Raw genomic sequence first — 24,990 nt, forward strand, 5'->3', positions numbered from 1 at the left:
GACACATCATGGCTAAAGACATCCTCTGTGCATTTGGCGTCGACGTTGACGCGGTCGCCGGCTGGCTCGGTTCCTATGGCGGCGAAGACTCCCCGGACGACATTTCCCGTGGCCTGTTCGCCGGTGAAATCGGTGCGCCGCGCCTGCTCAAACTGTTCGAGCGCTATGGCCTGCGCACCACCTGGTTTATCCCCGGCCACTCGATGGAAACCTTCCCCGAGCAAATGAAGGCGGTCGCCGACGCCGGCCACGAAATCGGTGTGCACGGCTACAGCCACGAAAACCCGATTGCGATGACGGCCGAGCAGGAAGAAATCGTTCTCGACAAGTCCATCGAACTGATCACCAACGTCACCGGCAAACGCCCCACCGGCTACGTCGCGCCATGGTGGGAATTCAGCAAGGTCACCAACGAGCTGCTGCTGAAAAAAGGCATCAAGTACGACCACAGCCTGATGCACAACGACTTCCACCCCTACTACGTACGCAAGGGCGACAGCTGGACCAAGATCGACTACAGCCAGCACCCCGACACCTGGATGAAACCCTTGGTGCGCGGCGAAGAAACCGACTTGGTGGAGATCCCGGCCAACTGGTACCTCGACGACCTGCCGCCAATGATGTTCATCAAGAAAGCCCCCAACAGCCACGGCTTCGTCAACCCGCGTCACCTGGAAGAAATGTGGCGCGACCAGTTCGACTGGGTCTACCGCGAGCACGAGCACGCGGTGTTCACCATGACCATCCACCCCGACGTGTCCGGCCGCCCGCAAGTACTGCTGATGCTTGAGCGCCTGATCGAACACATCCAGAGCCATGCCGGCGTGCGCTTCGTCACCTTCGACGAAATCGCCGATGACTTTATCCGCCGCCAACCGCGTACCTGATACCTGTAACCAACCCCTGGCCAACCTCCCGAGGCGCGATTCATGTCTATCTACAACAAGCTTGATCTGACTGGCTGGAAACCCCGGCAACTGACGCCCAAGGAAGTGCGTTTCGCCACCTGGATCGCGTTTTTCGCCTGGGTGTTTGCGGTGTATGACTTCATTCTTTTCGGCACCTTGCTGCCGGAAATCGGGCGGCACTTTAACTGGGGTGAAGTGGAGCAAGCGGAGATTGCGACATGGGTGGCGGTAGGCACCGCCGTAGTCGCGCTGGCCATCGGTCCGATCGTGGACAAACTGGGCCGGCGCAAAGGGATTATTTTCACCGTGGCCGGTTCGGCGATCTGCTCGGCGCTGACCGCCATTGGCGGCGCGTGGGGCAAGTCGTCGCTGATCCTGATCCGTTCGCTGGGCGGCCTGGGGTATGCCGAGGAAACCGTCAACGCGACCTATCTGAGCGAGCTGTACGCCGCCTCCGATGACCCGAAACTGGCCAAGCGTCGCGGCTTTATCTACAGCCTGGTGCAGGGCGGCTGGCCGGTGGGCGCGCTGATTGCGGCGGGGTTGACCGCGCTGTTGCTGCCGGTGATTGGCTGGCAGGGCTGCTTTGTGTTTGCGGCGATTCCGGCGATTGTCATTGCGGTCATGGCGCGCAAGCTCAAGGAGAGCCCGCAGTTCCAGATTCACCAGCGCATCAGCGAGCTGCGCAAAAGCGGCTCGGTGAAAGAAGCGCAGAACGTCGCCGTGACCTACGGCGTGGACTATGACGAACACAGCAAGGCCGGCCTCAAGGCCGCGTTCCGTGGCCCGGCCCGCCGTGCAACCCTGGTGATTGGTGCGGCGCTGCTGCTCAACTGGGCGGCGATCCAGGTGTTCAGCGTGCTGGGTACATCGGTGATCGTCAGCGTGCACCACATCTCGTTCGAGAACTCGCTGATCATCCTGGTGCTGTCGAACCTGGTGGGTTACTGCGGTTACCTCAGCCACGGCTGGATGGGCGACAAGATCGGTCGGCGCAACGTGATCGGCCTGGGCTGGATGCTCGGCGGGCTGTCGTTTGCCGGGATGCTGTTTGGCCCGAGCAACATGGCGATGGTGGTCGGGCTCTATAGCCTGGGCCTGTTCTTCCTGATCGGGCCGTACTCGGCGGCGCTGTTTTTCATCAGCGAAAGTTTTCCCACCAGCATCCGTGCCACCGGCGGCGCGATCATTCATGCCATGGGGCCGATTGGTGCGGTAGTCGCCGGGTTTGGCGCGACCCAAGTGTTGTCGGCCGGCAGTGACTGGCAGACCGCCGCGCTGTGGTTTGGCGCAGTGCCGTGCTTTTTGTCCGGTGCGCTGATGTTTGCCGCACGCCATGTGCGTCCGGAAACCGTCCAGTAAGGAGTCAGTTGATGAGTCGTAAAGTTGCGTTGATTACCGGTGCCGCCAGCGGCATCGGCCAGGCCCTGGCGGTGGCGTATGCCCGCAGCGGCGTGGCGGTGGTGGGCGGCTATTACCCGGCCGATCCCCACGACCCGCACCACACCGTTTTACTAGTGGAAGAAGCCGGCGGTGAATGCCTGATGCTGCCGCTGGACGTGGGCGACACCGCCTCTGTGGATAACCTGGCCGCGCAGGCGATCCAGCATTTTGGTCGCCTCGATTACGCGGTGGCCAACGCAGGGTTGTTGCGGCGTGCGCCGTTGCTGGAGATGACCGACGAGCTGTGGAACGAGATGCTCAACGTCGACCTCACTGGGGTGATGCGCACCTTCCGGGCGGCGACCCGGCACATGCAGGAAGGCGGCGCGCTGGTGGCGATTTCATCTATTGCCGGTGGCGTGTATGGCTGGCAGGACCACGCGCACTACGCAGCGGCCAAGGCCGGTGTGCCGGGGTTGTGCCGGTCGCTGGCGGTGGAATTGGCGCCGCTGGGGATTCGCTGCAATGCGGTGATTCCGGGGTTGATCGAGACGCCGCAGTCGCTGGATGCGAAGAACTCACTCGGCCCGGAAGGGCTGGCGAAAGCCGCGCGGGCGATTCCGCTGGGCCGGGTAGGGCGGGCGGATGAAGTGGCGTCCCTGGTGCGGTTCTTGACCAGTGAGGAATCGAGTTACCTGACCGGGCAGAGCATTGTGATTGATGGTGGGTTGACCGTGCGCTGGCCGGACTGACCCACGCAGCGTGGAAATGAAGGCTTAAGCGGTGAGGGCTTGTTGTGGCGAGGGGGCTTGTCCCCCGTTGGAGTGCGCAGCGCTCCCGCTTTTTTGGGGCGGCTGCGCAGCCCAACGGGGGACAAGCCCCCTCACCACAGGTCCAGTGTTGTCATCAGGAGTTTTTTGTATGTCCCAACTGCATAACCGCCGCGCCGTGATCACCGGCGCCGGCAGCGGCATCGGTGCCGCCATCGCCCGCGCCTACGCCGTCGAAGGCGTGCGTCTGTTATTGGCCGACCGCGACGCCGCAACCCTCGCCGAAACCGCCATCACCTGCCGCAACCTCGGCGTCGAAGTCCTCGAATGCGTGGCCGACGTCGGCACCGTCGACGGCGCCCGGGCCAGCGTCGATGCCTGCGTCGCCCACTACGGCGGCATTGATATTCTGGTCAACAACGCCGGCATGCTGACCCAGGCCCGTTGCGGGGGACAAGCCCCCTCACCACAGGTCCAGTGTTGTCATCAGGAGTTTTTTGTATGTCCCAACTGCATAACCGCCGCGCCGTGATCACCGGCGCCGGCAGCGGCATCGGTGCCGCCATCGCCCGCGCCTACGCCGTCGAAGGCGTGCGTCTGTTATTGGCCGACCGCGACGCCGCAACCCTCGCCGAAACCGCCATCACCTGCCGCAACCTCGGCGTCGAAGTCCTCGAATGCGTGGCCGACGTCGGCACCGTCGACGGCGCCCGGGCCAGCGTCGATGCCTGCGTCGCCCACTACGGCGGCATTGATATTCTGGTCAACAACGCCGGCATGCTGACCCAGGCCCGTTGCGTCGACCTGACCATCGATATGTGGAACGACATGCTGCGCGTCGACCTCACCAGTGTGTTCGTCGCCAGCCAGCGTGCGTTGCCCCACATGATCGCCCAGCGCTGGGGCCGGATCATCAACGTCGCCTCGCAACTGGGCATCAAGGGCGGCGCCGAGCTGACGCACTATGCGGCGGCCAAGGCCGGCGTCATCGGCTTCACAAAATCCCTGGCGCTGGAAGTGGCCAAGGACAACGTGCTGGTCAACGCCATTGCGCCCGGGCCGATTGAGACGCCATTGGTAGGCGGCATCAGCGACACCTGGAAACGCGCCAAGGCCGCCGAGTTGCCCCTGGGCCGTTTCGGCCTGGCAGACGAAGTGGCGCCCACCGCCGTGCTGTTGGCCAGTGAGCCCGGCGGTAATCTGTTCGTTGGCCAGACCCTCGGCCCGAACTCCGGCGATGTCATGCCATGAGCGGGCACTAAGCATGTGCGGACTCTGCGGCCTGCTGGGCGAAGACTTGCATTGGAGCGATCCGCTGGACGATGAACTGCCGCGCCGGCGCGAACGCCTGCGCCGAATCGCGGCGATCAATCAGGTGCTGGCGGTGTTCCGGCTCAAGGTCGAAGACTTCCAGGGCGCGTCCTATCTGCTGCTGGGTGCCACCGGCAAACAGGAACTGGCCAGCGGCCTGGATCAACTGTGGCGGGCGGCGGAGGCCATGCTCGGTCGGCCGCTGGATCCGTTGGACCCGCGCCTGCTGGATCATCTGGAACTGTAGGAGCCCGGCTTGCCGGCGATGGCGTCCTTCATATCGTCATCGCCGGCAAGCCGGGCTCCCACAGGGGCATCATTGAGGTAGAAATATGAGCATCGCTCTAAACGTGATCACTGGCTTCCTCGGCAGCGGCAAGACCACCTTGCTCAAGCGCCTGCTGCAAGGCGAAAGCCTCGGCGATACGGCGTTGCTGATCAACGAATTCGGCGACGTTGGCATCGACCATCTGTTGGTGGAAGAAGTGGCGCCGGACACGGTGCTGCTGCCCAGCGGTTGCGTTTGCTGTTCGATTCGCGGCGAGTTGAAAGACGCCTTGCTCGGCCTGTTGCAGCGCCGCGAGCGCGGCGAGATTCCCGCCTTCAAGCGGGTGATCCTGGAAACCACCGGCCTGGCCGACCCGGCGCCGATCCTTGCCACCTTGAACAACGACGTTCAACTGCGCGGGCGCTTTCATATCGGCCTGGTGGTGACACTGGTAGACGCCAGTCACGCTGCCTTGCAAGAACGCCTGCACCCGGAATGGCTGGCGCAGGTGGCCGCCGCCGATCGCCTGCTGTTGAGCAAGACCGACCTCGTCGAAGACTGCGACTCGCTGCGGGCGCACTTGCAGGCGCTGAACGCCGGTACGCCGATCCTCAATACCTGCGATATCGACAGCGGTGAACAACTGCTGCTCGGCGAGGGCCTGCGCAGCACCGAACCGGCGGCTGAAGTCAGACGCTGGAAACTCCATCAAACCACCGCCGCCAACCATGGCGCGGCGCAGGTCTGCTGCCTGACCTTCGATCAGCCGCTGGATTGGGTCGGCTTCGGGGTCTGGTTATCGATGCTGTTAAGATGCCACGGCGAACGTATTCTTCGCGTCAAAGGACTGCTCAACGTGAACGCAAGTTTGGCTCCCATCGTTATCCATGGCGTGCAGCATTGCTTGCATGCACCGGTTCACCTGCCTGCCTGGCCGGGTACCGACCGGCAATCGCGCCTGGTGTTTATCCTGCGTGGCCTCGACCCCGCGTTGCTGCGCCGCTCCTTTGAAGTGTTCTCCAGAAGGTTCGCCGCATGATCACGCTTCGCGTCCTCGGCACGTCGGTGACCTTGCTGGAAACCTTGCGTGTGCGCGCCGAACAGGAGCTGGGCATTCGCCTGGTGTACCAGGTGCACGATGTCGAGCAGGCGCAGCGCATCGCGGTGATGCAGCCCGACAGCTACGACCTCTACGACCAGTGGTTTCACAACGTCGACTTCGTGTGGCCGGCGCGGGCGATCCAGCCGATCGACACCCGGCGCATCGCGCTGTGGCACGAGATCAACGACCTGCCCAAGCGCGGCCGCCTGTCTGCCAACGACCGCCTGGGCAGCGGCAGTGTGCCCAGCGAGCGCTTGTTCGTGCAGCACGACGGCAGCCTCGGCAGCACCGTCACCGAACGCATCAGCATGCTGCCCCTGACCCACAACGCCGACAGTTTTGCCTACCGTCCCGAGCGCCTGCCTGAGGGGTTCAACCGCGCCAACGAGAGCTGGGGCTGGCTGCTGGACCCGGCCTGGGGGGCGCGTACCGCGCTGCAAAGTGACGCCGCCATCGGTGCCCTCGACGCCGCGCTGGCGGTGCAGGGCGCGGGGCTGGCGAGCTTCAAGGACATCGGCAACATGAGCATCGAAGAGATCGATGTGCTGGCCGATATCCTGGTGCGCAAGCAGAAGGAAGGGCACTTCGCGGCGTTCTGGTCCGACGACGAAGAAGCGGCGCAACTGATGCTCAGCCCGAGCATCGACATCCAGAGTTTGTGGTCTCCGACCTTGATGCGCCTGCACCGGGCCGGGGTCAAATACCGCCTGGCGGTGCCCCGTGAAGGCTATCGCGCCTGGTTCGGCGGGTTGTCGTTGTCGCGCCATGCCAAGGGCCCGGTGCTGGACGCGGCCTATGCCTACCTCAACTGGTGGCTGTCCGGCTGGCCCGGCGCGGTGATGGCGCGCCAGGGGTATTACATTGGCAACCCGGCCCGTAGCCGCGATCACCTGAGCAGTGCCGAATGGGACTACTGGTACGCCGGCCTGCCTGCGCGGGAGGAACTGTTGGGCAGCGACGGCTTGCCGCTGATCGATGTGGGCGAGGTGCGTGACGGCGGCTCCTATGAGCAGCGCATGGGGCATATCGCGGTGTGGAACTCGGTGATGGACGAGCACAACTACCTGGTGCGGCGCTGGGGCGACTTCATGCGGGCGCGGACGTAAGTACAGCGCTATGTCGCCAAATTAATGGCACTTAAGCTCCCGTATTTATTGGGTGCACTTCTGCTCTTGCACAGCTAATCTGGATAATTCAAATATCCCTTCAAAAAGGATATTTATTTGACGCCGGTCAGCTATCGCGAGGGACGCGCATGACGAAGGGACGTTTCGGCTGGAGGGGGCAGGCGCTGCCAGAGGGCAACAAAATGAGGTGGCGCCATACGTTTCAAACCCGGATCGCCGGGGTGCTGGCGCTGCTGTTGCTGGTGGTCGTGGCCGCGGTGTATTTCGCGGTGAAGACCGCGACCAACCGCGCCGTGGAAAACCAGGCCCAGGTGCAACTGGAAACCGGCAGCCAGGTGTTCGAACGTTTGCTCGACCTGCGGGGCCGGCGCCTGCAATACGGCTTGAACTGGCTGACGGCAGACTTGCCCTTCCGCCAGTCGGTCACCGAGGGCGAGCCCGCCGCGATTCTCGCTGCCCTGCGCCGGCACGGCACCGGCCTGACGTCCAGTGAAGTGTTTGTGCTGGGCCTCGACGGCCAGGTGATGATCAGCACGTTACAGGCGCTGACGCCCGGCCAGGCCTTTCCCTACAACGATGCCTTGCGCCAGGCCCGGCGCAGTGGCCTGCAAATGTTGATCGTGGCCCTCGATGGCCGGCCTTTTCTGCTGGTGCAGCAGGAAGTGGTCGATCTGGCACCGATTGCCCGTGTCGCCATGGGCTTTCCCATGGACGAAGTGTTTGCCAGTGAATTGCGCTCCATGAGCAACCTGGAAGTCTCGTTCATCAGTGTGCAGCAGGGCCAGCCCGGCGAATTGTTCAGCACCCAGCCCGAGGCGTTCCAGGCCTCGATTGCCAGCGACTTGCAGGCCCCGTACATCAACCCTGTGCCGCAACTGAACCTGTTTCACGGCCAGCGTTATCTCAGCCAGGTACTGCCCCTGGGCAACACCGCAGACGGCGGTGAAGTGCGGGTGCTTCTGCAAAGTCCGCTGGACCACGCCCTCGAATCCTTCGCGCCGCTGGACCGGCAGTTTCTCGCGATCGCCCTGGTGGTGCTGCTGGTGTCACTGGCGGGCGCGTTGTTTCTGGCACGGCGGGTGTCGCGCCCGCTCAATGCGCTGGTCGAGGCGGCCGAACGTATCGGCGCCGGTGACTACCGCACGCCGGTGCGGGTTCGCAGCCATGATGAGTTCGGCCTGCTGGCCCAGGCCTTCAACGCCATGCAAACCGGGATCGCCGTGCGCGAGCGGCAACTGGCCCACAACGCCCTGCACGACCCGCTTACCGGCCTGCCCAACCGCGCGCTGGCCATGGAGCGCCTGGGCAGCGCTATCAGCGCGGGCCGGCCCGTGGTGTTGCTGTACCTGGGCATTGAAAACTACCGGGTGATCAACGAAGGCTATGGCCCGGAAGGCGTGGAAGAGATGCTCCGCGAAGCCAGCCGCTGCCTGCTGTCGAGCCTGTCGGCCAGCGACACCGCCGCACGCATCACCGGCAGCGAGTTCTTGCTGCTGCTGGAAAACACCGAGATCGACCGTGTCGTGGCCCTGGCTGACCGCTTGTATGGGCTGCTGACCGAGCCCCAGCGCATCGGCGGCGATGAACTGCGCCACGAAGTGAGCATCGGCATCGCCGCTTACCCGGCCGACGGCCAGCAGGTTGAAGAACTGATCAGCCGCGCCGCTATTGCCCGTCACGATGCAGCGGCGTTGCCGGGCTATTTGCAGATCTACCAACAGGACCGCGACCTCGCTCACCAACGCCAGATCAGCCTGATCCGCGACCTGCGCCGGGCGGCGGCGGAGGGCGAGTTGTACCTGTGTTATCAGCCCAAGCTCGACCTGACCCACGGCCATGTGCGCCAGGCCGAAGCGCTGCTGCGCTGGCAGCATCCGACCCTCGGGCTGGTGTCGCCCGCCGAATTCATTCCCCTGGCCGAGCGCACCGGCAGCATGGGCAGCCTGACCCACTGGGTGATCGAAGAAGCCATTCGGCAACTGGCCGAGTGGGAGGTGCGCGGATTGCAGGTGCAGTTGTCGGTGAACATCTCGGTGGACGACCTGGCCGATGACGGCCTGGCCCTGCGGGTGACTGAGTTGTTGGCACACTACCGCGTATCGGCCCGGCAACTGATTTTCGAAATCACCGAAAGCGCGATCATGCACAACCCGGCCCAGGCCCTCAGCGTGCTCGAGCAACTTCGCGGCTGTGGCATCAGCCTGTCGGTGGACGACTTCGGCACCGGCTATTCATCGCTGGCGCAACTGCAACGCCTGCCGGTGCAGGAGCTGAAGATCGACCAGTCGTTCGTGCGCAACCTCGACAGCACCTCCGGCGACGGCGTTATCGTGCGTTCGACCATCGAGATGAGCCACAACCTGGGGCTCAAGGTGGTGGCCGAAGGTGTGGAGTTCGAGCCGAGCCTCAAGCTGCTCAAGCTCTGGAAGTGCGACACGGCACAGGGTTATCTGATCAGCCGGCCGCTGAATGCCATGGCGTTTGAAATGTGGATGCGCCGCGAGCGGGTGCCGGTTTAGAGCGTCGGCGGTTACACCGACGCAGGTGCTGTCAACGCTGGGCCGTTTCATCGACCAGGGTTTGCAACAGTTCCCACAAGCCTTCGATGTGGTGGCGCTCCGTCCCCAGCGCGCCGATGGACACGCGTACCATCCAGCGCTCGCCCAGAATGGCGGGGGTGACGTAGGCTTTGCCTGATTGATTGAGTTTTTCCGCCCAGGCGCGGGTGTGGTTGTCCAGCGCCTCACCACCAAGGCCTGGCGGCTCGTGCCGGATGCACAGCGTTTGCAGGGCGACGGCGGCCACCAGTTTCCAGTGCTTGCTGCCTTCAATCTGTTCTGCCAGCCAGCGGGCATTGGCGAGGTCACGTCGCAGCCGGGCCTGCAGGCCGCTGACGCCTTGCTCGCGGATCAGGAACCACAGCTTCAGGGCGCGGAAGCGGCTGCCCAGGGAGATTCGCCAGTCGCGGTAGTTTCTGACCTGGCCATCAGCCTTGGACTGCAGATAGCTGGGGTTGGTGGTCATGATGCGAATCAGGTGCTCGGGGTCGCGTACGAAGTACACCGAGCAATCAAACGCTGCCCCTAGCCATTTGTGAGGGTTGAGGACCAGCGAGTCGGCTTTCTCGATGCCGCTCCACAGAGCCCGGCATTCCGGGAGGATCATCGCGGCACCGGCCATGGCCGAGTCGACATGCAGCCAGAGGCCGTGACGCTGAGTCAGGGCGCCGATGGCTTCCAGAGGGTCGATGGCCATGGCTGCCGTTGTGCCGGTGGTCGCAATCACCACACAGGGTCTGTTCCCGGCAGTCAGGTCTTGTTCGATGGCCTGCTCCAATGCCTGCGGTGACATCGCATTGTGTTCGTCGGTGGCCACGATACGGATATTGTTCTGGCCGAACCCGGCCAGGATGGCGGCTTTGTTCACTGAACTATGGGCGTGGGCCGAGGTGTAGACGATGAGTGGTGCGCCGCTGTTTTGCAGGCCATCGTGCATCAGCGCGTAGTTGGAACTGCGTTCGCGAGCGCTGATCAGCGCCACCAGGGTGGAGGTCGAGGCCGAATCCTGGATCACTCCGCTCCAGTTGGCGCTCAGGCCGATCATGTCGCGCAGCCAATCGGTGGTGACTTCCTCGATTTCGGTCAGGGCCGGGCTCGATTGCCACGACAATCCCACCACGCCCAGGCCGGTACTCAAGCAATCGCCGAGGACGGAGGACAGTTCCACATTGGACGGGAAAAAACCGAAGAAGCTCGGATGCTGCCAGTGCAACAGACCGGGCATGATCAGTTTTTCGACGTCGCCCATGATCTGTTCGAACGGTTCGGCTGTTTCAGGCGGGCTGGCCGGCAGGGCGGATTTGATTTCGCCGGGGGTCGTGGTGGGTTGCACACCGCGCTGCTCGATGTTTTGTCGATAGTCTGCAATCAGGTCGATCATGGCGTGGCCATGTTGGCGGAATTCTTCAGGTGTCATATAAGAGTGTCCATCAGGAAAAAAATAAGGGCGTTAGCACCAGAAGTAAAACGGCTCACCAGTGGTATAGCCGATAAACGATTGGATACTGATGCGTTTGCCTGAATCGAATCCGCAAATGGCGTGAGGGCGGCGGGTATTGATGATGATCAGTTCGTTTTTTCGCGGCTGGATGTGCAGTGGCTTTTGCAAGCGGTCTTCGGGAAGTAGTGCGCCTTCAAAGCGCTCGACGTCTTCGTAGGCAAACGCTTCGGTATCCCAGATGATCAACTCTCCTCCCGAAGGTGGAGTATCAATGTAAATGTTGGCGCTGAATTGATGTTCCAGTTTGGCAATGGAAATAGGCAGGCAATCAACATGGGGCACGGTTTCCGAGAGGTGAGCTGTCTCCGGGAACATGGCGCGGATAATACCGCAGAACATTGGCTGGCCCTGGAATGCGGCGGTGGTCGCACCTTCTGGCCAAACCTGCTGCAGGTGCTCCATCAGCAGGTGGATGGGCGGCTTCTGCGGGGCGCATAGGCTGTCGATCAAGCCGCGCATATGGGCTGCGTCGGCATAGTATTGCTGTTGGGCGTCACTGCCTGCGCTCTTGCCGTAGGTAGAGTTGAACGGTGTTCCCCAGCGATGGACACCATAGAATTGCTGGACAACTTTCCCGCTCTCATAGGTTTCGTGGTTGTACTCCTGAAGAATCGCCGTTTCGTCTATATATTTATTTAATACTGCGCTGGTTTGTTCATTCGCAAAATCAGCTATTCGAATGGCGAGTACTTCACCCGTGATGAGCTTTTTTAAGCTGGCTGCATCGAGTTGTGTGAGCTCTAAGATGGCAGGTGTTTTGATTTGCAATGCGGCGGGCGTTAGTTCGCTGTTGTTCAGGTCCGTCATAATGAATAACTCCATGTTGAATATTGTGGGTAACGTTTAATTGAACGGGATTTGCCCGGTACTAAAGTAGAGTGAAATATTTGGAGGGTGGTATAGGACTTTTCTTAGTGTTTATTTAAGTGCATAGGCCGTCTCGCTTTACTTTATTGCCCACATAAAAAAAGGCGGCTACCCATGAGGTAGCCGCCTTTTTCTTACCGCCGGTTTTACTTAATCCGGCAGTTTGAACGCCATCACATAGTCACCCTGCTTGGTGCCCAGGGAACCATGACCGCCGGCCATGACCAGCACGTACTGCTTGCCGTCCTTGCCGGTGTAGGTCATCGGTGTGGTTTGCGCGCCTGCTGGCAGGCGGCCTTCCCACAACTGCTTGCCGTTTTTCACGTCATAGGCACGCAGGTACTGGTCAAGGGTACCGCTGAGGAAGGACACGCCACCGGCAGTGGTGAAGGTCCCGCCCAGGCTTGGTACGCCCATGGTCAGTGGGATCGGAACCGGCGAGCTGTCACGCACGGTGCCGTTTTTGTGCATCCAGATGGTCTGGTGGTTGGTCAGATCGACCGCGGCCACATAACCCCACGCCGGCGCCTGGCACGGCAGGCCCAGTGGCGACAGCATGGCTTCGAGGATCACACCGTAAGGCGCGCCTTTGTTTGGCTGCACGCCTTCGGTTTCGCTGACACGCGGACCTTGCTTGGCAATGTCGGCGGCCGGGATCAGTTTCGATTTGAACGCCATGTAGCTCGGGTTCACGAAGGCAATCTGGCGAACCGGGTCGACCGAAATGCCGCCCCAATCGAACACACCGAAGTTACCCGGGTAAACGATCGAACCTTGCAGCGATGGCGGAGTGAACGGACCGTCGTAGCGCATGGATTTGAAGTCAATCCGGCACAGCATCTGGTCGAACGGCGTCACGCCCCACATGTCACGCTCCTTGAGGGGCGGTGGCATGAAGTTCAGGTCGGATTTCGGTTGGGTCGGTGCGGTGTGATCGCCAGCCACTGCGCCTTGCGGTACAGGGATTTCATTGATCGGCACTACAGGCTGACCGTTCGAACGGTCGATCACATAGATGCTGCCTTGTTTGGTCGACGCCATTACCGCTTGCTTCACGCCGTCAGCGGTCTTGATGTCGATCAGCGAAGGCTGGCCGCCCACGTCCATGTCCCACAGGTCATGGTGAGTGAACTGGAAGGTCCACTTCACGTGGCCACTGTCGATGTCCAGGGCGGTGAGGCCGGCGCTGTACTTCTCGGAGTCCGGAGTCCGGTCGCCGCCGTACTGGTCGGGCATCTGGTTACCCATCGGCAGGTAGAGCATGCCGAGTTTTTCGTCGACCGCGAACATCGACCACATGTTGGGCGAGTTGCGGGTGTAGGTCTTGCCCTCGGCCAACGGGGTGGTGTCGTCCGGGTTGCCGCTGTCCCAGTTCCACACCAGCTTGCCGGTGTGCACGTCGAACGCGCGGATCACGCCGCTAGGCTCGTCGGTGGAGACGTTGTCGGTCACGTGACCGCCGATCACCACCAGGTTCTTGGTAACGGCCGGTGGCGAGGTGGAGTAGTAACCGCCCGGGGCGAAGGTGCCGATGTTGGCACGCAGGTCGATCTGGCCTTTATCACCGAAGTCTTCGCACATCTTGCCGGTGTCGGCGTTCAGGGCGATCAGACGGGTGTCGGCGGTCGGTACGAAGATGCGTTTCGGGCAGGCATTCGGCGCGGCGGCCGGGCTGGCGCTGCCAGTCGGGCTCTGCTCGGAAGCGTAGACCGCGTCATCGTGATACGACACGCCACGGCAGGTCATGTGCGCCCAACCCTTGAAGTTGGCAGCCCCTTCGCTGCTGATCTTCGGGTCGAAACGCCAGATTTCCTTGCCGGTGTCCGGGTCCAGGGCAATCACCTGGCTGTGCGGGGTGCACACGTAGAGCATGCCGTTGACTTTCAGCGGGGTGTTTTCCGCGGTGGTTTCACCGGGATCGCCTGGGCCAGGAATGTCGCCCGTACGGTACGTCCAGGCTGGCACCAGCTTGTGGGCGTTTTCCGGGGTGATCTGCGCCAGAGGCGAGTAGCGATCACCAAAGGCCGAGCGGCCATAAGAGTTCCAGTCACCATCAGCCTGGGCGGGAGCAGCGCTCGCCATGCCCGGTACCGCGTCGCGGTCCAGTTGGCCTTTCTTGACCAGTGCACCCGGGTCGGTGAATTGGCTGGCCAAGGCAGCGGCGCCTGCCAGCACGACAGCGACGCTCAGGGCGCCAGTGCCCAGCGGCGCGGCTTGGCCACGCAGCAACGGACGGCGGAACCACGGGAGCAGCATGACGATGCCGAGGGCGAACAGCAGGGCCAGGCGCGGCACCAGTTGCCACCAGTCCAGGCCGACTTCCCACAGCGCCCAGACGGTGCTGGCAAACAGCACCAGTGCGTACAAGCCCAGCGCCGCGCGGCGTGTCGCCAGCAGCAACAGGCCTGTAACGGTGATGCCGAGACCGGCCAGCAGGTAATACAGCGACCCGCCGAGCATGCTCAGCTTGATCCCCCCGGCCAACAAGGCCAGGCCCATTATCAGCAGCAAGATCCCCAGCAGCCTGGGCAGCAGGCGACTTGGACTTGAAGCACCATCAGTGCTCATAGTGTGGTTCTCCGTTACGTTTTGAATTGATTGCGCACAGTTCACTGTAGATGACGTTCCGGCGCAGGCATGGTTCAGGGCAAATAAGGTTTATTCAGAAATCAGAAGGAACTTTGCAGCTTGATCCCGCCGATCAGCGCGTCATCCACCTGGGCCACGGCCCCGGGATGACGGATGTATTGCAGGTTCGGGCGCACCGTCAGCCAGTTCGTGACGTGCACGCCGTAATAGAGTTCGGCGCTGTATTCGGTGTGTTGCAGGGGCAGGTAGGCCGGGTCATCGAAGTTGAAGACGGCGCGGGCCTGGTTGCTGGCCTCGGCGTTCTTGCGATAGGCCGGGTTGACGTGCACCCGCGCCACGGCAAAGCCGATATCGTCCTTCGCGCGGGCGTCGAACAGGCCCTTGTAGACCACGCCGGCCTGCACGTAGTTATCCACAGCGTTGGTTTTCTTGTCGTGCATCGTGCCGTTGGCGAACACGCTCAGGCCCCGCGAGTGGTCGCTGGCCAGGCTGGTGACTTGCTGCTGCACGCCCAGCCACACCCCGTGCTTGCTGGAGGCGCTGCGGTAGGCTTCGCCGCTGAGGGCCGCCGGCTGGTCGTTGCGGTCTTTATAGACATCGCTGGCCTTGGCGCTGCTGTAGTAGTACCCGGCGCGGTATTCGCCGGGCAGGCCGTTGAGCGTGGGGGTCCACACCAGTTCAACCGGGAGCAGGGTGCCCTGGGTGCCGCTGCCACTGAGCTTGAAGCCATTGCCGCGATCCAGGTTGGACGGGTTCTGTTCATAGGCGCCGACCTGGGCGTAAAGCTCGGGCGTCAGGTGATATTTGACCCGCAGTGCCCACTGGCTCACCGGCCAGTTGTACCAGATGCTGCCCACCCAGTTGCCGACCTGCGAGCCGCAGAACGCCAGGTTCTGGAAGTCGCAGGGGAAGCTGTTGAAGTCTTCGCCTTCGCCAAAACGGCCGGCCTTGATGTCGAGCTTCTGGTCGAAGAATTTCTGCTGGTACCACATCTGCGTCAGGCGCCAGGTCTGGCCGCGCCCCCAGACTTCCTGGGACGAGGTGAACCCGCCCACACGTGGATCGTTGACCCGGTCATTGGTGATGTTGTTGCCGCTGCGCTCGGTCACCGTCAACTGGAACTCGGCGTCGTGCCAGCCGAGGATTTTCTGCAGGTCCAGGTGCGTGCCCAGGCCGAACTGATCGCTGTAGCGTGCGGTGCGGTCATGGTTCGAGCCGCCGTGCAGGTTGCTGCCCATCTCGCCGGTGTAGTCGAATTTGAAGTCGTAGCCCTGTTGAGACAGCGCTGTCCGGGTGCCGCCGAAATCACCCAGCATCCACGGTGATTCAGCGTCAAAGGCAGGTGCAGCCTGGGCACAGGTGGCCAGACCGAAAGGCAGCAGCGCAGCGCACAGGCGCAGATTTTGGAAAGCAGGCATAGGCAAAATGGGGTCTTAATATTTTATGGTTTTGAAACGCAAACAGCGGCCTGGCGCGTTCGCACAAAGGCGCTGGACGCGGGCAGTCGATGGTTGGATGAGAATGATGAAACGTTTCAGTTTGTTACTGACAAGGATAATGCCCCGACGCGGGGAGAGAAAGGGCTAAACGGAAGATGGATTCTTTCGGATTTGGTAATAGTGGGCTGGGTTGTTGGATTTGGTATCAAACTGTTCATTGGTTTGGGGTTGATAGCGTGGTTATCTGCGTCACCAAAACGGATGGGGGCGACATGGATGCGAAAGCAACACGGGGTGAACAAGGGGCATATTCGTCATGAGTATCGGCAAGCCTCGTTACCCGAGAATATCCACAAAGGCAGAGGAGGAAACGACTTGGAAAAGCGTATTGATACGATTGAAAAAGCACTCCCTGATATACGTGATCGGCTTTCGCGAGTAGAGACGAAGCTCGATGGCATAAAAGAACAGATGGTGACCAAGGCTGACCTGATCGCCACAAGGGCCGACTTTCGTGAAGACACATCAGGGCTGCGTCTTGAGATCTCCAATTTCAGGACAGACATGCAATCAATGGAAACCCGTGTCCTCAAATGGTTTGTCGGAACCGCTGGCGTTCTGTCTGCCATTGCATTTGGCGTCGCTCGACTTGTCCACTGACGCTTTCCTTTTGAAGCCGGGCTCCCTGCCGGGCTTTTTGGTTGCTAAGCCAACTTCACCAAACACCCCTCAAGAATATCCAGCCCTTCCTCCAGCACTGCCGCCTCAATGGTCAACGGCGCCAGCAGCCGAATGATGTGCCGCGATTTGCCACTGGGCATCAGCAGCAAACCCGCGTCGCGAGCGAGGGCCAGCAGTTGGGTGAGTTGTTGTGGCGCCGGGCTGCCGTCGGCATTGGCCAGCTCGATGCCGCGCATGGCACCGACACCCGTCAATCGACCGAGATACGGGGAGAGTTTTTTCGAACGCCACGCTTCATATCGGCTGACGATGGCTTCTTCCTGTTGCGCGCCCCAATTTTGCAGGTGCTCGTCAGTCATTTCATCCAGGGTGGCCAACGCCGCCGCGCAGGCGATAGGGTTGCCGGAGTAGGTGCCGCCCAGGCCGCCTTTGGGCAGGTTGTCGAGCAACGATTTGCGCCCGACCACCGCGCCCAGTGGTACGCCGCCGGCGATGCTTTTGCCCAGTAGGATCAGGTCCGGCTCGATGCCCAGGCGAGAGAAGGCAAAACGCTGGCCGGTACGACCGAAGCCGGACTGGATTTCATCGGCAATCAGCAGGATGTTTTTCTCGTCGCAGAAGCGTCGCAGGGCCTGGGCGAATTCCACGTCCAGGGTCAGGAAGCCGCCTTCACCCTGCACCGGCTCGATGATGAAACACGCCACATCGTTGACGTCGATTTCCACGCTGAACAGCCGGTCCATCGCCTTGAGTGCTTCGTTGCAGGTCACGCCGTTGTCGCGGCTGGGGTAGGGCAGATGGAACACCGGCCCCGGCAGCACGCCGACTTTTTGCTTGTAGGGCGCGACCTTGCCATTGAGGTTCAAGGTGGCCAGTGTGCGCCCGTGAAACGCACCGTCAAAGGCAATCACAGCGGTCCGGCCCGTGGCGCCCCGGACTATTTTCAAGGCGTTTTCCGCAGCTTCCGCCCCACTGTTGGTGAGCATGCCGCTGACTGGGTAATCCACCGGGATGAAGGCAGTGAGGCGATCCATCAGTTCGATGTACGGCGCGTGAGGCACAGCGTTGAAGGCGTAGTGGGTGAGCTTGGTCGCCTGCTCGCGAATCGCCTCGACCACACGCGGGTTGCAGTGGCCGAGGTTGAGCACGCCGATGCCGCCGATGAAATCGATGAAGCGCTTGCCGGTGGTGTCCCAGACTTCGGCGTTCTTGCCATGGCTGAGGCTGATGGGGTGGACGATGGAAATCGACTGGCTGATGGTTTCGCGGCTCATGGATCCGGGACTCAAGAAGGGGATGCGTCCTTTTATCTAAGCCGTGAGCCGCCTCGCCCCGCAAACGAAATAAAGTCGCCGGGTCATTATTAAAAGTCGGGATGTGCTGTGGCGTACTCCACCATCCAGTTCAAAAACGCCTTCACTTTCGGGATCTCCCCGGCATGTTCGGCGTGGGCGATAAAGTGCGCGCCGGCGCTGGGCATCGTGTAGTCCCAGGGGATCATCAGGCTGCCGTTCGCCAATTCCTCGGCCACCAGGTACTGCGGCACCAACGCCACGCCATACCCGGATTGCGCCGCGCGGATGCACATGTAGAACGTGTCAAAACGCGGCCCGTGGTAGCTGTTCTGCGAGTGCAGGCCTTGTTCCAGAAACCACGCGTGCCAGGCCTCGGGACGCGAGGTGCATTGCAGCAACGTGTGGCGGGAGGAGGCGTCGCTGCCGGCGGCGACAAACCCGGGGGCGCACACCGGCACCACGGCTTCGCGAAACAACTCGATGCAGGTCGCCCCCGGCCACGATCCCTGGCCGAAGAAAAACGCGATATCCGCCTTGGCCTGCAACACGTCGAAGGGCTCCAGTTCGTTGCGCACGTCCAGGTGGATAGTGGGATGGCGCGCAGCGAAGTCCTTGAGCTTGGGCACCAGCCAGCGGTCACCGAAGGTCGGCTGGGTGGCGATCCGCAGCACTTCGGTCTCGCCACCGTAGGTCAGGATGTAGCGGCTGGAAATATCCACCTGGTTCAGGATCTTGCGCACTTCTTCCAGGTACAGCGAGCCCGCCGGCGACAGGTACAAACGCTGGCGAACCCGCTGGAACAGCGGATGGCAGAGCATCTCTTCCAGCTGCGCCACCTGTTTGCTCACCGCACTCTGGGTCAGGTGCAGTTCTTCGGCGGCGCGGGTGAAACTCAGGTGGCGGGCGGCGGCTTCGAAGCACTGCAGGGCCGTCATCGAAGGGGTCAAGCGTTTGGATATCACGGGATCGCAGATCCTTTTAAATAGCCGAGTTCATTCCAAATCGGAAGGAGCCTAAGCCTAAACGTCGTTTGTGGCCAAGGTGTAAAGCCGTTGATACTGACCGGCAACACTATAAACCGGCGCGGGTTTTTGGCGCCGAATAATAAAGATCGACAGGGAGTGCCTTGCATGAAGAACGTGAAATCCACTTTGGCGGCATTCACCGCCGCCGCCGTATTGGGCCTGACCGGGACTGCTCACGCAGGGGCGACCCTGGACGCGATCCAGAAGAAAGGGTTTATCCAGTGCGGCGTCAGCGACGGCTTGCCGGGCTTCGGCGTGCCGGACGCCAATGGCAAGATGACCGGCATCGATGTGGACGTGTGCCACGCCGTCGCCGCCGCGCTGTTCGGTGATGCGTCGAAAGTGAAGTTCAGCCAGTTGACCGCCAAGGAGCGGTTCACTGCGCTGCAGTCCGGCGAGATCGACCTGATTTCCCGTAACACCACCTGGACCAGTTCCCGCGACGCCGGCATGGGCATGGTGTTCACTGGCGTAACCTACTACGACGGCATCGGGTTTCTGGTGAACACCAAACTCGGCGTGAAGAGTGCCAAGGACCTGGACGGCGCGACCATCTGCATCCAGGCCGGTACCACCACCGAGCTGAACGTCTCGGACTACTTCCGCTCCAACGGCCTGAAGTACACGCCGATCACCTTCGACACCGCCGACGAAAGCGCCAAGGGCCTCGAAGCCGGCCGCTGCGACGTGCTCACCACTGACCAGTCGGGCCTGTACGCCCAGCGGATCAAGATGGCTCACCCGGATGAGTTCGTCGTATTGCCGGAAGTCATTTCCAAGGAGCCGCTGGGGCCACTGGTGCGTAAAGGCGATGACGAGTGGTTCAGCATCGTCAAGTGGACCTTGTTCGCCATGCTCAATGCCGAGGAAATGGGCATCACCTCGCAGAACGTCGAGGAGCAGGCCAAGTCCAGCAAGAACCCGGACGTCGCCCGCCTGCTGGGTGCAGACGGTGACTACGGCAAGGACCTGAAACTGCGCAAGGACTGGGTGGTGCAGATCGTCAAGCAAGTGGGCAACTACAGCGAAGTGTTCGAGCGCAATATCGGCCAGGGTAGCGTGCTGAAGATCAAGCGTGGTCTGAACGCCTTGTGGAGTAACGGCGGGATCCAGTACGCGCCGCCGGTTCGTTGAGGCGTCACGAAGACACGGTGTCTTTACCCGCCGCCTTGGAGCGATACAACGCCTGATCGGCCCTGGCCATCAGGCTTGTGGTTGACTCATCGGTGCGCCGTTCCACCACGCCCTGGCTCAACGTCACCTTGAAGCTGCCCACGGCGGGCAGCGCCTTGAGTGCCGTGCGCAACTGCTCGGCCAGTTCCCGGGCAGTTTCCAGCGTGCTTTTGGGGGCGATCACCATAAACTCATCGCCTCCCCAGCGTGCCAGCAAGTCGCCGGGACGCAGGCAGGCTTCGAGGCATTCCACTACATGCACCAGGGCTTCATCGCCGACGGCGTGGCCGTGCTGGTCGTTGATGGGTTTGAAGTCATCAATGTCCATGGCGATCAGCGACAGCGGCAGGCGAAACCGTTGGGCCCGATCGCATTCTTCCACCAGGGCCCGCTCCAGGCGGTAACGATTGGCCACACGGGTCAGGGCGTCGCGTTCGGCCAGGGAGCGGTTTTCATCCAGTTGCAACTGCAGTTGTTGATTGACCCGCGACAGCTCGCGCGTGCGCTCGGCCACCAGGGCTTCCAGGGATTGGTTACGTCGCTCCAGCTGTTCGATGGACTGCTTGCGTGCCTGGATGCTGCGGTGGGCGCCGAGCATACGGGCCACCGAGCCATCATCGTTACGTGCAATCACGTAGCCCCGGTCTTCTATCCACAGGTAGGAGCCGTCTTTCTTGCGGCAGCGATATTCGGCTTGATAGTGAGTGGTGCGGCGGTTGATGTAGTCATCAAACAGCACCATCACATTCGGATAGTCCTCGGGGTGAATCACGTTTTCCCAGGTAAACACGCTGTTTTCCAGGGAGTGATGGGCGTAGCCGAGCATTTCGTACCAGCCGGGGTTGCGGTAGACGAACCCGGTGTTGGCGTTCCAGTCCCAGATCCCGTCGCTGACCAACTCCATGATTGCGTGCAGCATGTCGGCGTTAAGGTCGCAAAAGTCTTTCCTTGACGGTCCGCTGGCGGATGTATCGTCCATTGCGCACTCCCTGCGTGGACTGGCCCCCATGGCCAGCCTAAGTTGACGCCGATACTCCGTGGCTGGCGGTACTGTACAACGGCGCTTTGGCGCTTAGAAGGGGGGCTTTGGTCTAGGCTGGAAGGTGGCTATGAGCCACTATTTTTTGCTGTTTAGTCTGTAGTTCTACGAACTGGCAGTGTTCAAATTATTGCCGGCGCTGCGTCCGGATTCGGCACAAGACGCACTTCAACCCGTTGCCCCAACGCTCGTGCTGCGCTTGCCAGGGTGGCAAGTGTCATGCCTGCATCGTTCTGATCCAGGGCTCTGTCCACTGCCGTACGACTGGTGTGCATACGCTCAGCCAGTGCCTTTTTGCTGATGTGCTGGGCTTTCATGGCCTCTGCCAGTTGCCAGGCGATCACTCGCTTCAGCGCTGCGGCGGAAACCTCCTCAATGAGTCCTTGTTCGTTAAGGAATTCATCAAAGTCGGAACCGATATGTTTTTTCATGAATTGTTCCTCAAAGTTTGGCTTTGCGTCGCTTTGGGCAGTTCCATCAACCACTCACGAACAGGCTCATTTCCGGCATCTGTGCGAAAAAAACTTACGTTTAGTACAAGAGGAATGTCGTTCACAGGCGAGTGTACCAAAAAAGGTTCATCTGACAATCGGCGATTAAAGAGGCTTTTTTCGAAAAAGCCGACCAAAGCGTCGCACGTTGTTCTGTGAGCGAAAGGGACTGAAATATTGCCAAAAATGGCGCGAGAAACTGCGTGTTAAGCAGCTTCCTCAAATTACATGGGAAGGTTGTTTGGCATGAGTAGGAAAGCTTACTTCGGTGCCACCATCCTCGTCCGTGGCGCCCCATTCGCATTGTGCTGATAAATCGCCTCAGGCTGCCCTTGCTGATTAAAAAACACCTGCCCGATACCGGCAGAATTCCACAACCGCTCACCCGCTTCGGCGTGTTCCGGAATATGCGGCACCACCTGCATGGGACGGCGTCGAGTCAGCCAGTTCAGGGGGGAGCGCGGCGAATAGAGCCAGCGATTGAGGCGGTCGAACCATTCCAGCAGGCGCGGGGGGAATTCGTTCTTGATGCCGCTGCTGGTGATCTGCCAGATCTTCGGGCCCGCGTTGCGGTGGCGGATCAGCACTTCGTAGACGAACGAGTAGTGCACGTCCCCCGACAGGATCACGTAGTTGCCCGGGGTGCGGGAGTGGCGAAAAATGTTGAGGATCACCTGTGCCGCGCCGCGGTGGGCCATCCAGTTTTCCGCGTCCACCAGCAGCGGGTAGCCGCACCAGCTGAAGGCTTTCTGTACGGTCTCGATCAGCTTGACGCCGAAGATCGGTGCCGGCGACACGATGATTGCCGATGGGTGATCCAGCAGTTCCTGTTGCAGTTCGCTCAAGCCTTCCCAGTCCAGCAGGCCGGACGGTTGCTTGAGGGTGAATTCACTGCGCCAGCGTCGGGTGCGGGTGTCGATCACCACCAGCGCGGGTGTGGTGGGCAGCACGTAATGCCAGTGCTGGAACTTCAGCAGTTCATCCACCAGTTCATCCTGGGCCACGGCATCCAGAGAGTTGCCATGGGCTTGCGTAGTCAGCGCCAGGGTGTTGCCCAACACGGTGCCAAACGCATCCGGGTTGTTGCCCCAGCCCTGGCAGAGCATGTAGGCCAGCAGGGCGTTGCCGATGATGCGCTTGGAGAACGGGTGGCCATAGGCGGTTTCCTCCCACTGGGCGCTGAGGTTCCAGTCGTCGGTGATGTCGTGATCATCGAAGATCATCAGGCAGGAAAGGTGGGCAAACACCCGGGCCACGCCGCCCAGGCCGTCACGAAACTTGTCGATCTGCACCTGCTCGTGTGCATAGCGTACGTGCTCTTCGGCACGCAGTTGCGGTGCTTGCGGGGTGATCAGTTGCCACGGTGTGGGTGACCAGGCCAGCAGGTACATCGCCATGACTTCGGCGAAGGTCACCAGGTGGTTGTCGGCGCTGCTGCTGGTGAAAATCGGCTTCTTCACGCCGCCAAAAAAACGCTCACGCAGGGTCTCGTTGCTTTCCAGGGCGGGCAACAGATCGGCCCGATGGTAGTAGCTGGCGGCGTGCTCGTAGAGTGCTGCGCTGTTGTCGACGACGGCACCGTCGAGGTGCTCGTCGAACAGGCCGAGGCGGCTGATCAACGCATGAATGGCCCGCAGCATCGGCCCCGCGACATCGTCGGCGTAGACCTGGTCGCCGCTCATCATCAACAAGGCCGGGCGGTCTTCGACCGTGGTCGACTCGGCCAGCAGCCGGTCGACACACAACAACCCTTCGTCGGCGCTGTGGTGGGGTTTGCGGCACGAGCCGTGTACCAACTGGTGGATGCGGCTGTGCAGGACAAAGTTCGGGCCTTGGGCGCCGGGGTACAGCAGATGGGGCGCCCACTCGGCGATACTGGCACTCTCGACCAGCAGGTCGTAGCCGATGCTCACGTCCTGGGGCAGGGCGTGCGCCAGTTCAACGTCGATCAGGTGGATAAACGCCTGGCGCCCGACGGGCACGACCTGGCAGCGGCTCGCGTCCAGTTCGATGTCGAACGCCTCGCCTTGGGCGGGTTGCAGTCTCAGGGTCAATGCCAGGGCGCGACTTCCCACCAGCCACATCACCAGGCGCCGGGGTTCCAGGCGTCGCAGCAACGGGCCGGCGAGTACAGCGGGAAGTGTGTCGGGGTGCGGCATCAAGGCAACGGCTCTGGGCAGGGTTGGGCCGAAAAGGTAACGCATTGAATGTCAGCGTTTTGTTAAGGCGCGATACCCGGGCGAGCCGCAAATTACCCGGCACCTGCGAGCCCTGGCTATACACCTTTCATCTCAAATCATGACCGGCTGGCCGTGGGTTCACCTTCAGCGATCATCCAGCGCAGTACTTCGCCCAGCGCCACGCTGTGCTGCCGCTCAACCCAGCGCACGCCCTGCGGGCTGTACTGTTCGACGTAGCGGCTGAGTACCAGGCGGCCCTGCTCCGACGACAGGCTCAAGCGGATTTCCCGGCAGAGCAGGGCGTGGGCTCCGCGTTTACGCACCTGATGTTGCAAAACCAGTGAGCCTGAATCAGAAATCATCGCCGGCTCCCTGTGCGCAACTATCGGCCTGGGGCGACGTCGCTCCCTGTTTGCCTTCCAGTACAAAGGCCGCACGGTGTTCGGCCACCACATTACGCAGGGCGCTGTAGTAGTCCGGCAACTTTTGCAGGCTGTCGGTCAGTGGCAGCAACGACGCCCGGGTATCGACGGTACCGCCCACCAGGCTGATGGTGCCCAGGGTCTGCACGGTGTCGCTGTCGCCCAGCGGCGCCACCAGGAAGTTCAGGACTTTGCCTGCCGCATCGCGGCTGTTGCCGGTGCCCAGCAACGGCAGCTCGACAATCGGCCCGTTGCCAATCCCCCACACGCCAAAGGTCTGGCCGAAGTCGGCGGTGTGGCGAGGGATGCCCAGCGGGTCCGAAACATCGATCAGCCCGACAATCCCCACGGTGGTGTTCACCGCAAAGCGTCCCAGGGTATTGATCGAACGCCGTGGGTTGCCTTGCAGCAGGTCGTTGATAAATACCTTGGGCTCGCTGAAGTTGCTGGCGAAGTTATGCACACCCTGCTGGAAAAAATCCGGCAGGTATCGGTAACCACGAGCCACAGGCGCCAGGGCATAGTCATCGACGGCGCGGTTGAAGGCGAACACGCCCCGGTTGACCGGCTCGGCGGGGTCATACACCGGGTAGGAAACCTGTGCGCAGCGTGTCGTACTCGTCACGTTGGCCGGGCTCGCGCAGCCTGTGAGGTAAGACACGGTCAGCAGCAACACGGCCTGGCGAGCCAGGTGCTGGGGGTACGTCAGCGAGCGCATAGGGTCAGTCTCCGGGAAAAGGAGGCCGATGCTGGCAGCCGCAGCTTGCGCAAAGATGTCTGCTTTATTGCGCCGTTGACGCTTTATTGCACGATTGAAATATATGACGGGCCGCGTCGAATGGTTTTAGATGGCGCATCGAC

The 24,990-nt window shown here is 61.6% G+C and carries 21 protein-coding genes and 1 pseudogene; 11 read left to right on the forward strand and 11 right to left on the reverse strand.

Annotated features, from left to right (window positions below):
- Positions 1-8: 8 nt before the first annotated feature.
- From HKK54_RS15255 to HKK54_RS15295, 9 genes and pseudogenes are all read left to right on the forward strand, one after another.
- Positions 9-887 (forward strand): polysaccharide deacetylase family protein, encoded by an 879-nt coding sequence (locus HKK54_RS15255; protein WP_010176920.1) that lies wholly within the window; start codon positions 9-11, stop codon positions 885-887.
- Positions 888-929: 42 nt separating this feature from the next.
- Positions 930-2,270 carry an MFS transporter gene (locus tag HKK54_RS15260; protein ID WP_010176919.1) on the forward strand — a complete coding sequence of 447 codons (1,341 nt, stop codon included), beginning with the start codon at positions 930-932 and terminating at the stop codon, positions 2,268-2,270.
- An 11-nt stretch (positions 2,271-2,281) separates the two neighbouring features.
- Positions 2,282-3,043, forward strand: a complete 762-nt coding sequence (locus HKK54_RS15265; RefSeq protein WP_010176918.1) for an SDR family NAD(P)-dependent oxidoreductase — start codon at positions 2,282-2,284, stop codon at positions 3,041-3,043.
- A gap of 169 nt (positions 3,044-3,212) precedes the next feature.
- Positions 3,213-3,509, forward strand: a pseudogene (locus HKK54_RS15270) (SDR family NAD(P)-dependent oxidoreductase); the annotation flags it as partial.
- A gap of 53 nt (positions 3,510-3,562) precedes the next feature.
- Positions 3,563-4,312: an SDR family NAD(P)-dependent oxidoreductase gene (locus tag HKK54_RS15275; RefSeq protein WP_010176917.1), complete on the forward strand. Its 750-nt coding sequence runs from the start codon at positions 3,563-3,565 to the stop codon at positions 4,310-4,312.
- Positions 4,313-4,325: 13 nt separating this feature from the next.
- Positions 4,326-4,619: a hypothetical protein gene (locus HKK54_RS15280; protein WP_169387142.1), complete on the forward strand. Its 294-nt coding sequence runs from the start codon at positions 4,326-4,328 to the stop codon at positions 4,617-4,619.
- Positions 4,620-4,704: 85 nt separating this feature from the next.
- Positions 4,705-5,679 carry a CobW family GTP-binding protein gene (locus HKK54_RS15285; RefSeq protein WP_169387143.1) on the forward strand — a complete coding sequence of 325 codons (975 nt, stop codon included), beginning with the start codon at positions 4,705-4,707 and terminating at the stop codon, positions 5,677-5,679.
- Entirely contained in the window at positions 5,676-6,848 is a 1,173-nt protein-coding gene (locus HKK54_RS15290; protein ID WP_010176914.1) for an ABC transporter substrate-binding protein, read from the forward strand. Before HKK54_RS15285 ends, HKK54_RS15290 begins: the two co-directional genes overlap by 4 nt.
- A gap of 203 nt (positions 6,849-7,051) precedes the next feature.
- Positions 7,052-9,388, forward strand: coding sequence for a putative bifunctional diguanylate cyclase/phosphodiesterase (locus HKK54_RS15295; RefSeq protein WP_010176913.1), 2,337 nt, complete (start codon positions 7,052-7,054; stop codon positions 9,386-9,388).
- A gap of 31 nt (positions 9,389-9,419) precedes the next feature.
- Here the strand turns inward: HKK54_RS15295 and HKK54_RS15300 are convergent, their stop codons facing one another.
- The 4 genes from HKK54_RS15300 to HKK54_RS15315 all read right to left on the reverse strand — a co-directional run bounded on the left by HKK54_RS15300 (position 9,420) and on the right by HKK54_RS15315 (position 15,802).
- Entirely contained in the window at positions 9,420-10,844 is a 1,425-nt protein-coding gene (locus HKK54_RS15300) for a pyridoxal phosphate-dependent decarboxylase family protein (protein WP_169387144.1), read from the reverse strand.
- A 33-nt stretch (positions 10,845-10,877) separates the two neighbouring features.
- Positions 10,878-11,735, reverse strand: coding sequence for a 2OG-Fe(II) oxygenase (locus tag HKK54_RS15305; protein WP_169387145.1), 858 nt, complete (start codon positions 11,733-11,735; stop codon positions 10,878-10,880).
- Positions 11,736-11,945: 210 nt separating this feature from the next.
- Positions 11,946-14,363, reverse strand: coding sequence for a glucose/quinate/shikimate family membrane-bound PQQ-dependent dehydrogenase (locus HKK54_RS15310; protein ID WP_169387146.1), 2,418 nt, complete (start codon positions 14,361-14,363; stop codon positions 11,946-11,948).
- Positions 14,364-14,464: 101 nt separating this feature from the next.
- Entirely contained in the window at positions 14,465-15,802 is a 1,338-nt protein-coding gene (locus tag HKK54_RS15315; RefSeq protein WP_169387147.1) for a carbohydrate porin, read from the reverse strand.
- Here HKK54_RS15315 and HKK54_RS33610 point away from each other — a divergent pair.
- Positions 15,788-16,483, forward strand: coding sequence for a CCDC90 family protein (locus tag HKK54_RS33610; RefSeq protein ID WP_237151066.1), 696 nt, complete (start codon positions 15,788-15,790; stop codon positions 16,481-16,483). The genes HKK54_RS15315 and HKK54_RS33610 overlap by 15 nt on opposite strands.
- Before the next feature lie 44 nt (positions 16,484-16,527).
- Here the strand turns inward: HKK54_RS33610 and HKK54_RS15325 are convergent, their stop codons facing one another.
- Together HKK54_RS15325 and HKK54_RS15330 are read right to left on the reverse strand one after the other, a co-directional pair.
- Entirely contained in the window at positions 16,528-17,778 is a 1,251-nt protein-coding gene (locus tag HKK54_RS15325; protein WP_010176909.1) for a 2-aminoadipate transaminase, read from the reverse strand.
- An 89-nt stretch (positions 17,779-17,867) separates the two neighbouring features.
- Positions 17,868-18,734, reverse strand: a complete 867-nt coding sequence (locus HKK54_RS15330; RefSeq protein ID WP_207201799.1) for a LysR substrate-binding domain-containing protein — start codon at positions 18,732-18,734, stop codon at positions 17,868-17,870.
- A 195-nt stretch (positions 18,735-18,929) separates the two neighbouring features.
- Here HKK54_RS15330 and HKK54_RS15335 point away from each other — a divergent pair, with 195 nt between their 5' ends.
- A complete protein-coding gene (locus HKK54_RS15335; protein ID WP_010176907.1) occupies positions 18,930-19,958 on the forward strand; it encodes an amino acid ABC transporter substrate-binding protein in 1,029 nt (342 codons plus the stop codon).
- Between the two features lie 4 nt (positions 19,959-19,962).
- On the opposite strand, the gene HKK54_RS15340 is transcribed toward HKK54_RS15335, so the two are convergent.
- The 5 genes from HKK54_RS15340 to HKK54_RS15360 form a co-directional block, all read right to left on the reverse strand.
- Entirely contained in the window at positions 19,963-20,976 is a 1,014-nt protein-coding gene (locus HKK54_RS15340) for a sensor domain-containing diguanylate cyclase (protein WP_029616175.1), read from the reverse strand.
- Between the two features lie 182 nt (positions 20,977-21,158).
- Positions 21,159-21,467 carry a helix-turn-helix domain-containing protein gene (locus HKK54_RS15345; RefSeq protein ID WP_010176905.1) on the reverse strand — a complete coding sequence of 103 codons (309 nt, stop codon included), beginning with the start codon at positions 21,465-21,467 and terminating at the stop codon, positions 21,159-21,161.
- A gap of 320 nt (positions 21,468-21,787) precedes the next feature.
- On the reverse strand, positions 21,788-23,686 hold the full coding sequence (locus HKK54_RS15350; protein ID WP_169389292.1) for an alkaline phosphatase D family protein: 1,899 nt from the start codon (positions 23,684-23,686) through the stop codon (positions 21,788-21,790).
- Between the two features lie 137 nt (positions 23,687-23,823).
- A complete protein-coding gene (locus HKK54_RS15355; RefSeq protein ID WP_169387148.1) occupies positions 23,824-24,069 on the reverse strand; it encodes a hypothetical protein in 246 nt (81 codons plus the stop codon).
- Positions 24,059-24,847 (reverse strand): MlaA family lipoprotein, encoded by a 789-nt coding sequence (locus HKK54_RS15360; RefSeq protein ID WP_010176902.1) that lies wholly within the window; start codon positions 24,845-24,847, stop codon positions 24,059-24,061. Before HKK54_RS15360 ends, HKK54_RS15355 begins: the two co-directional genes overlap by 11 nt.
- Positions 24,848-24,990: the final 143 nt, after the last annotated feature.

Source organism: Pseudomonas sp. ADAK13, from assembly GCF_012935715.1.
Lineage (GTDB): Bacteria > Pseudomonadota > Gammaproteobacteria > Pseudomonadales > Pseudomonadaceae > Aquipseudomonas.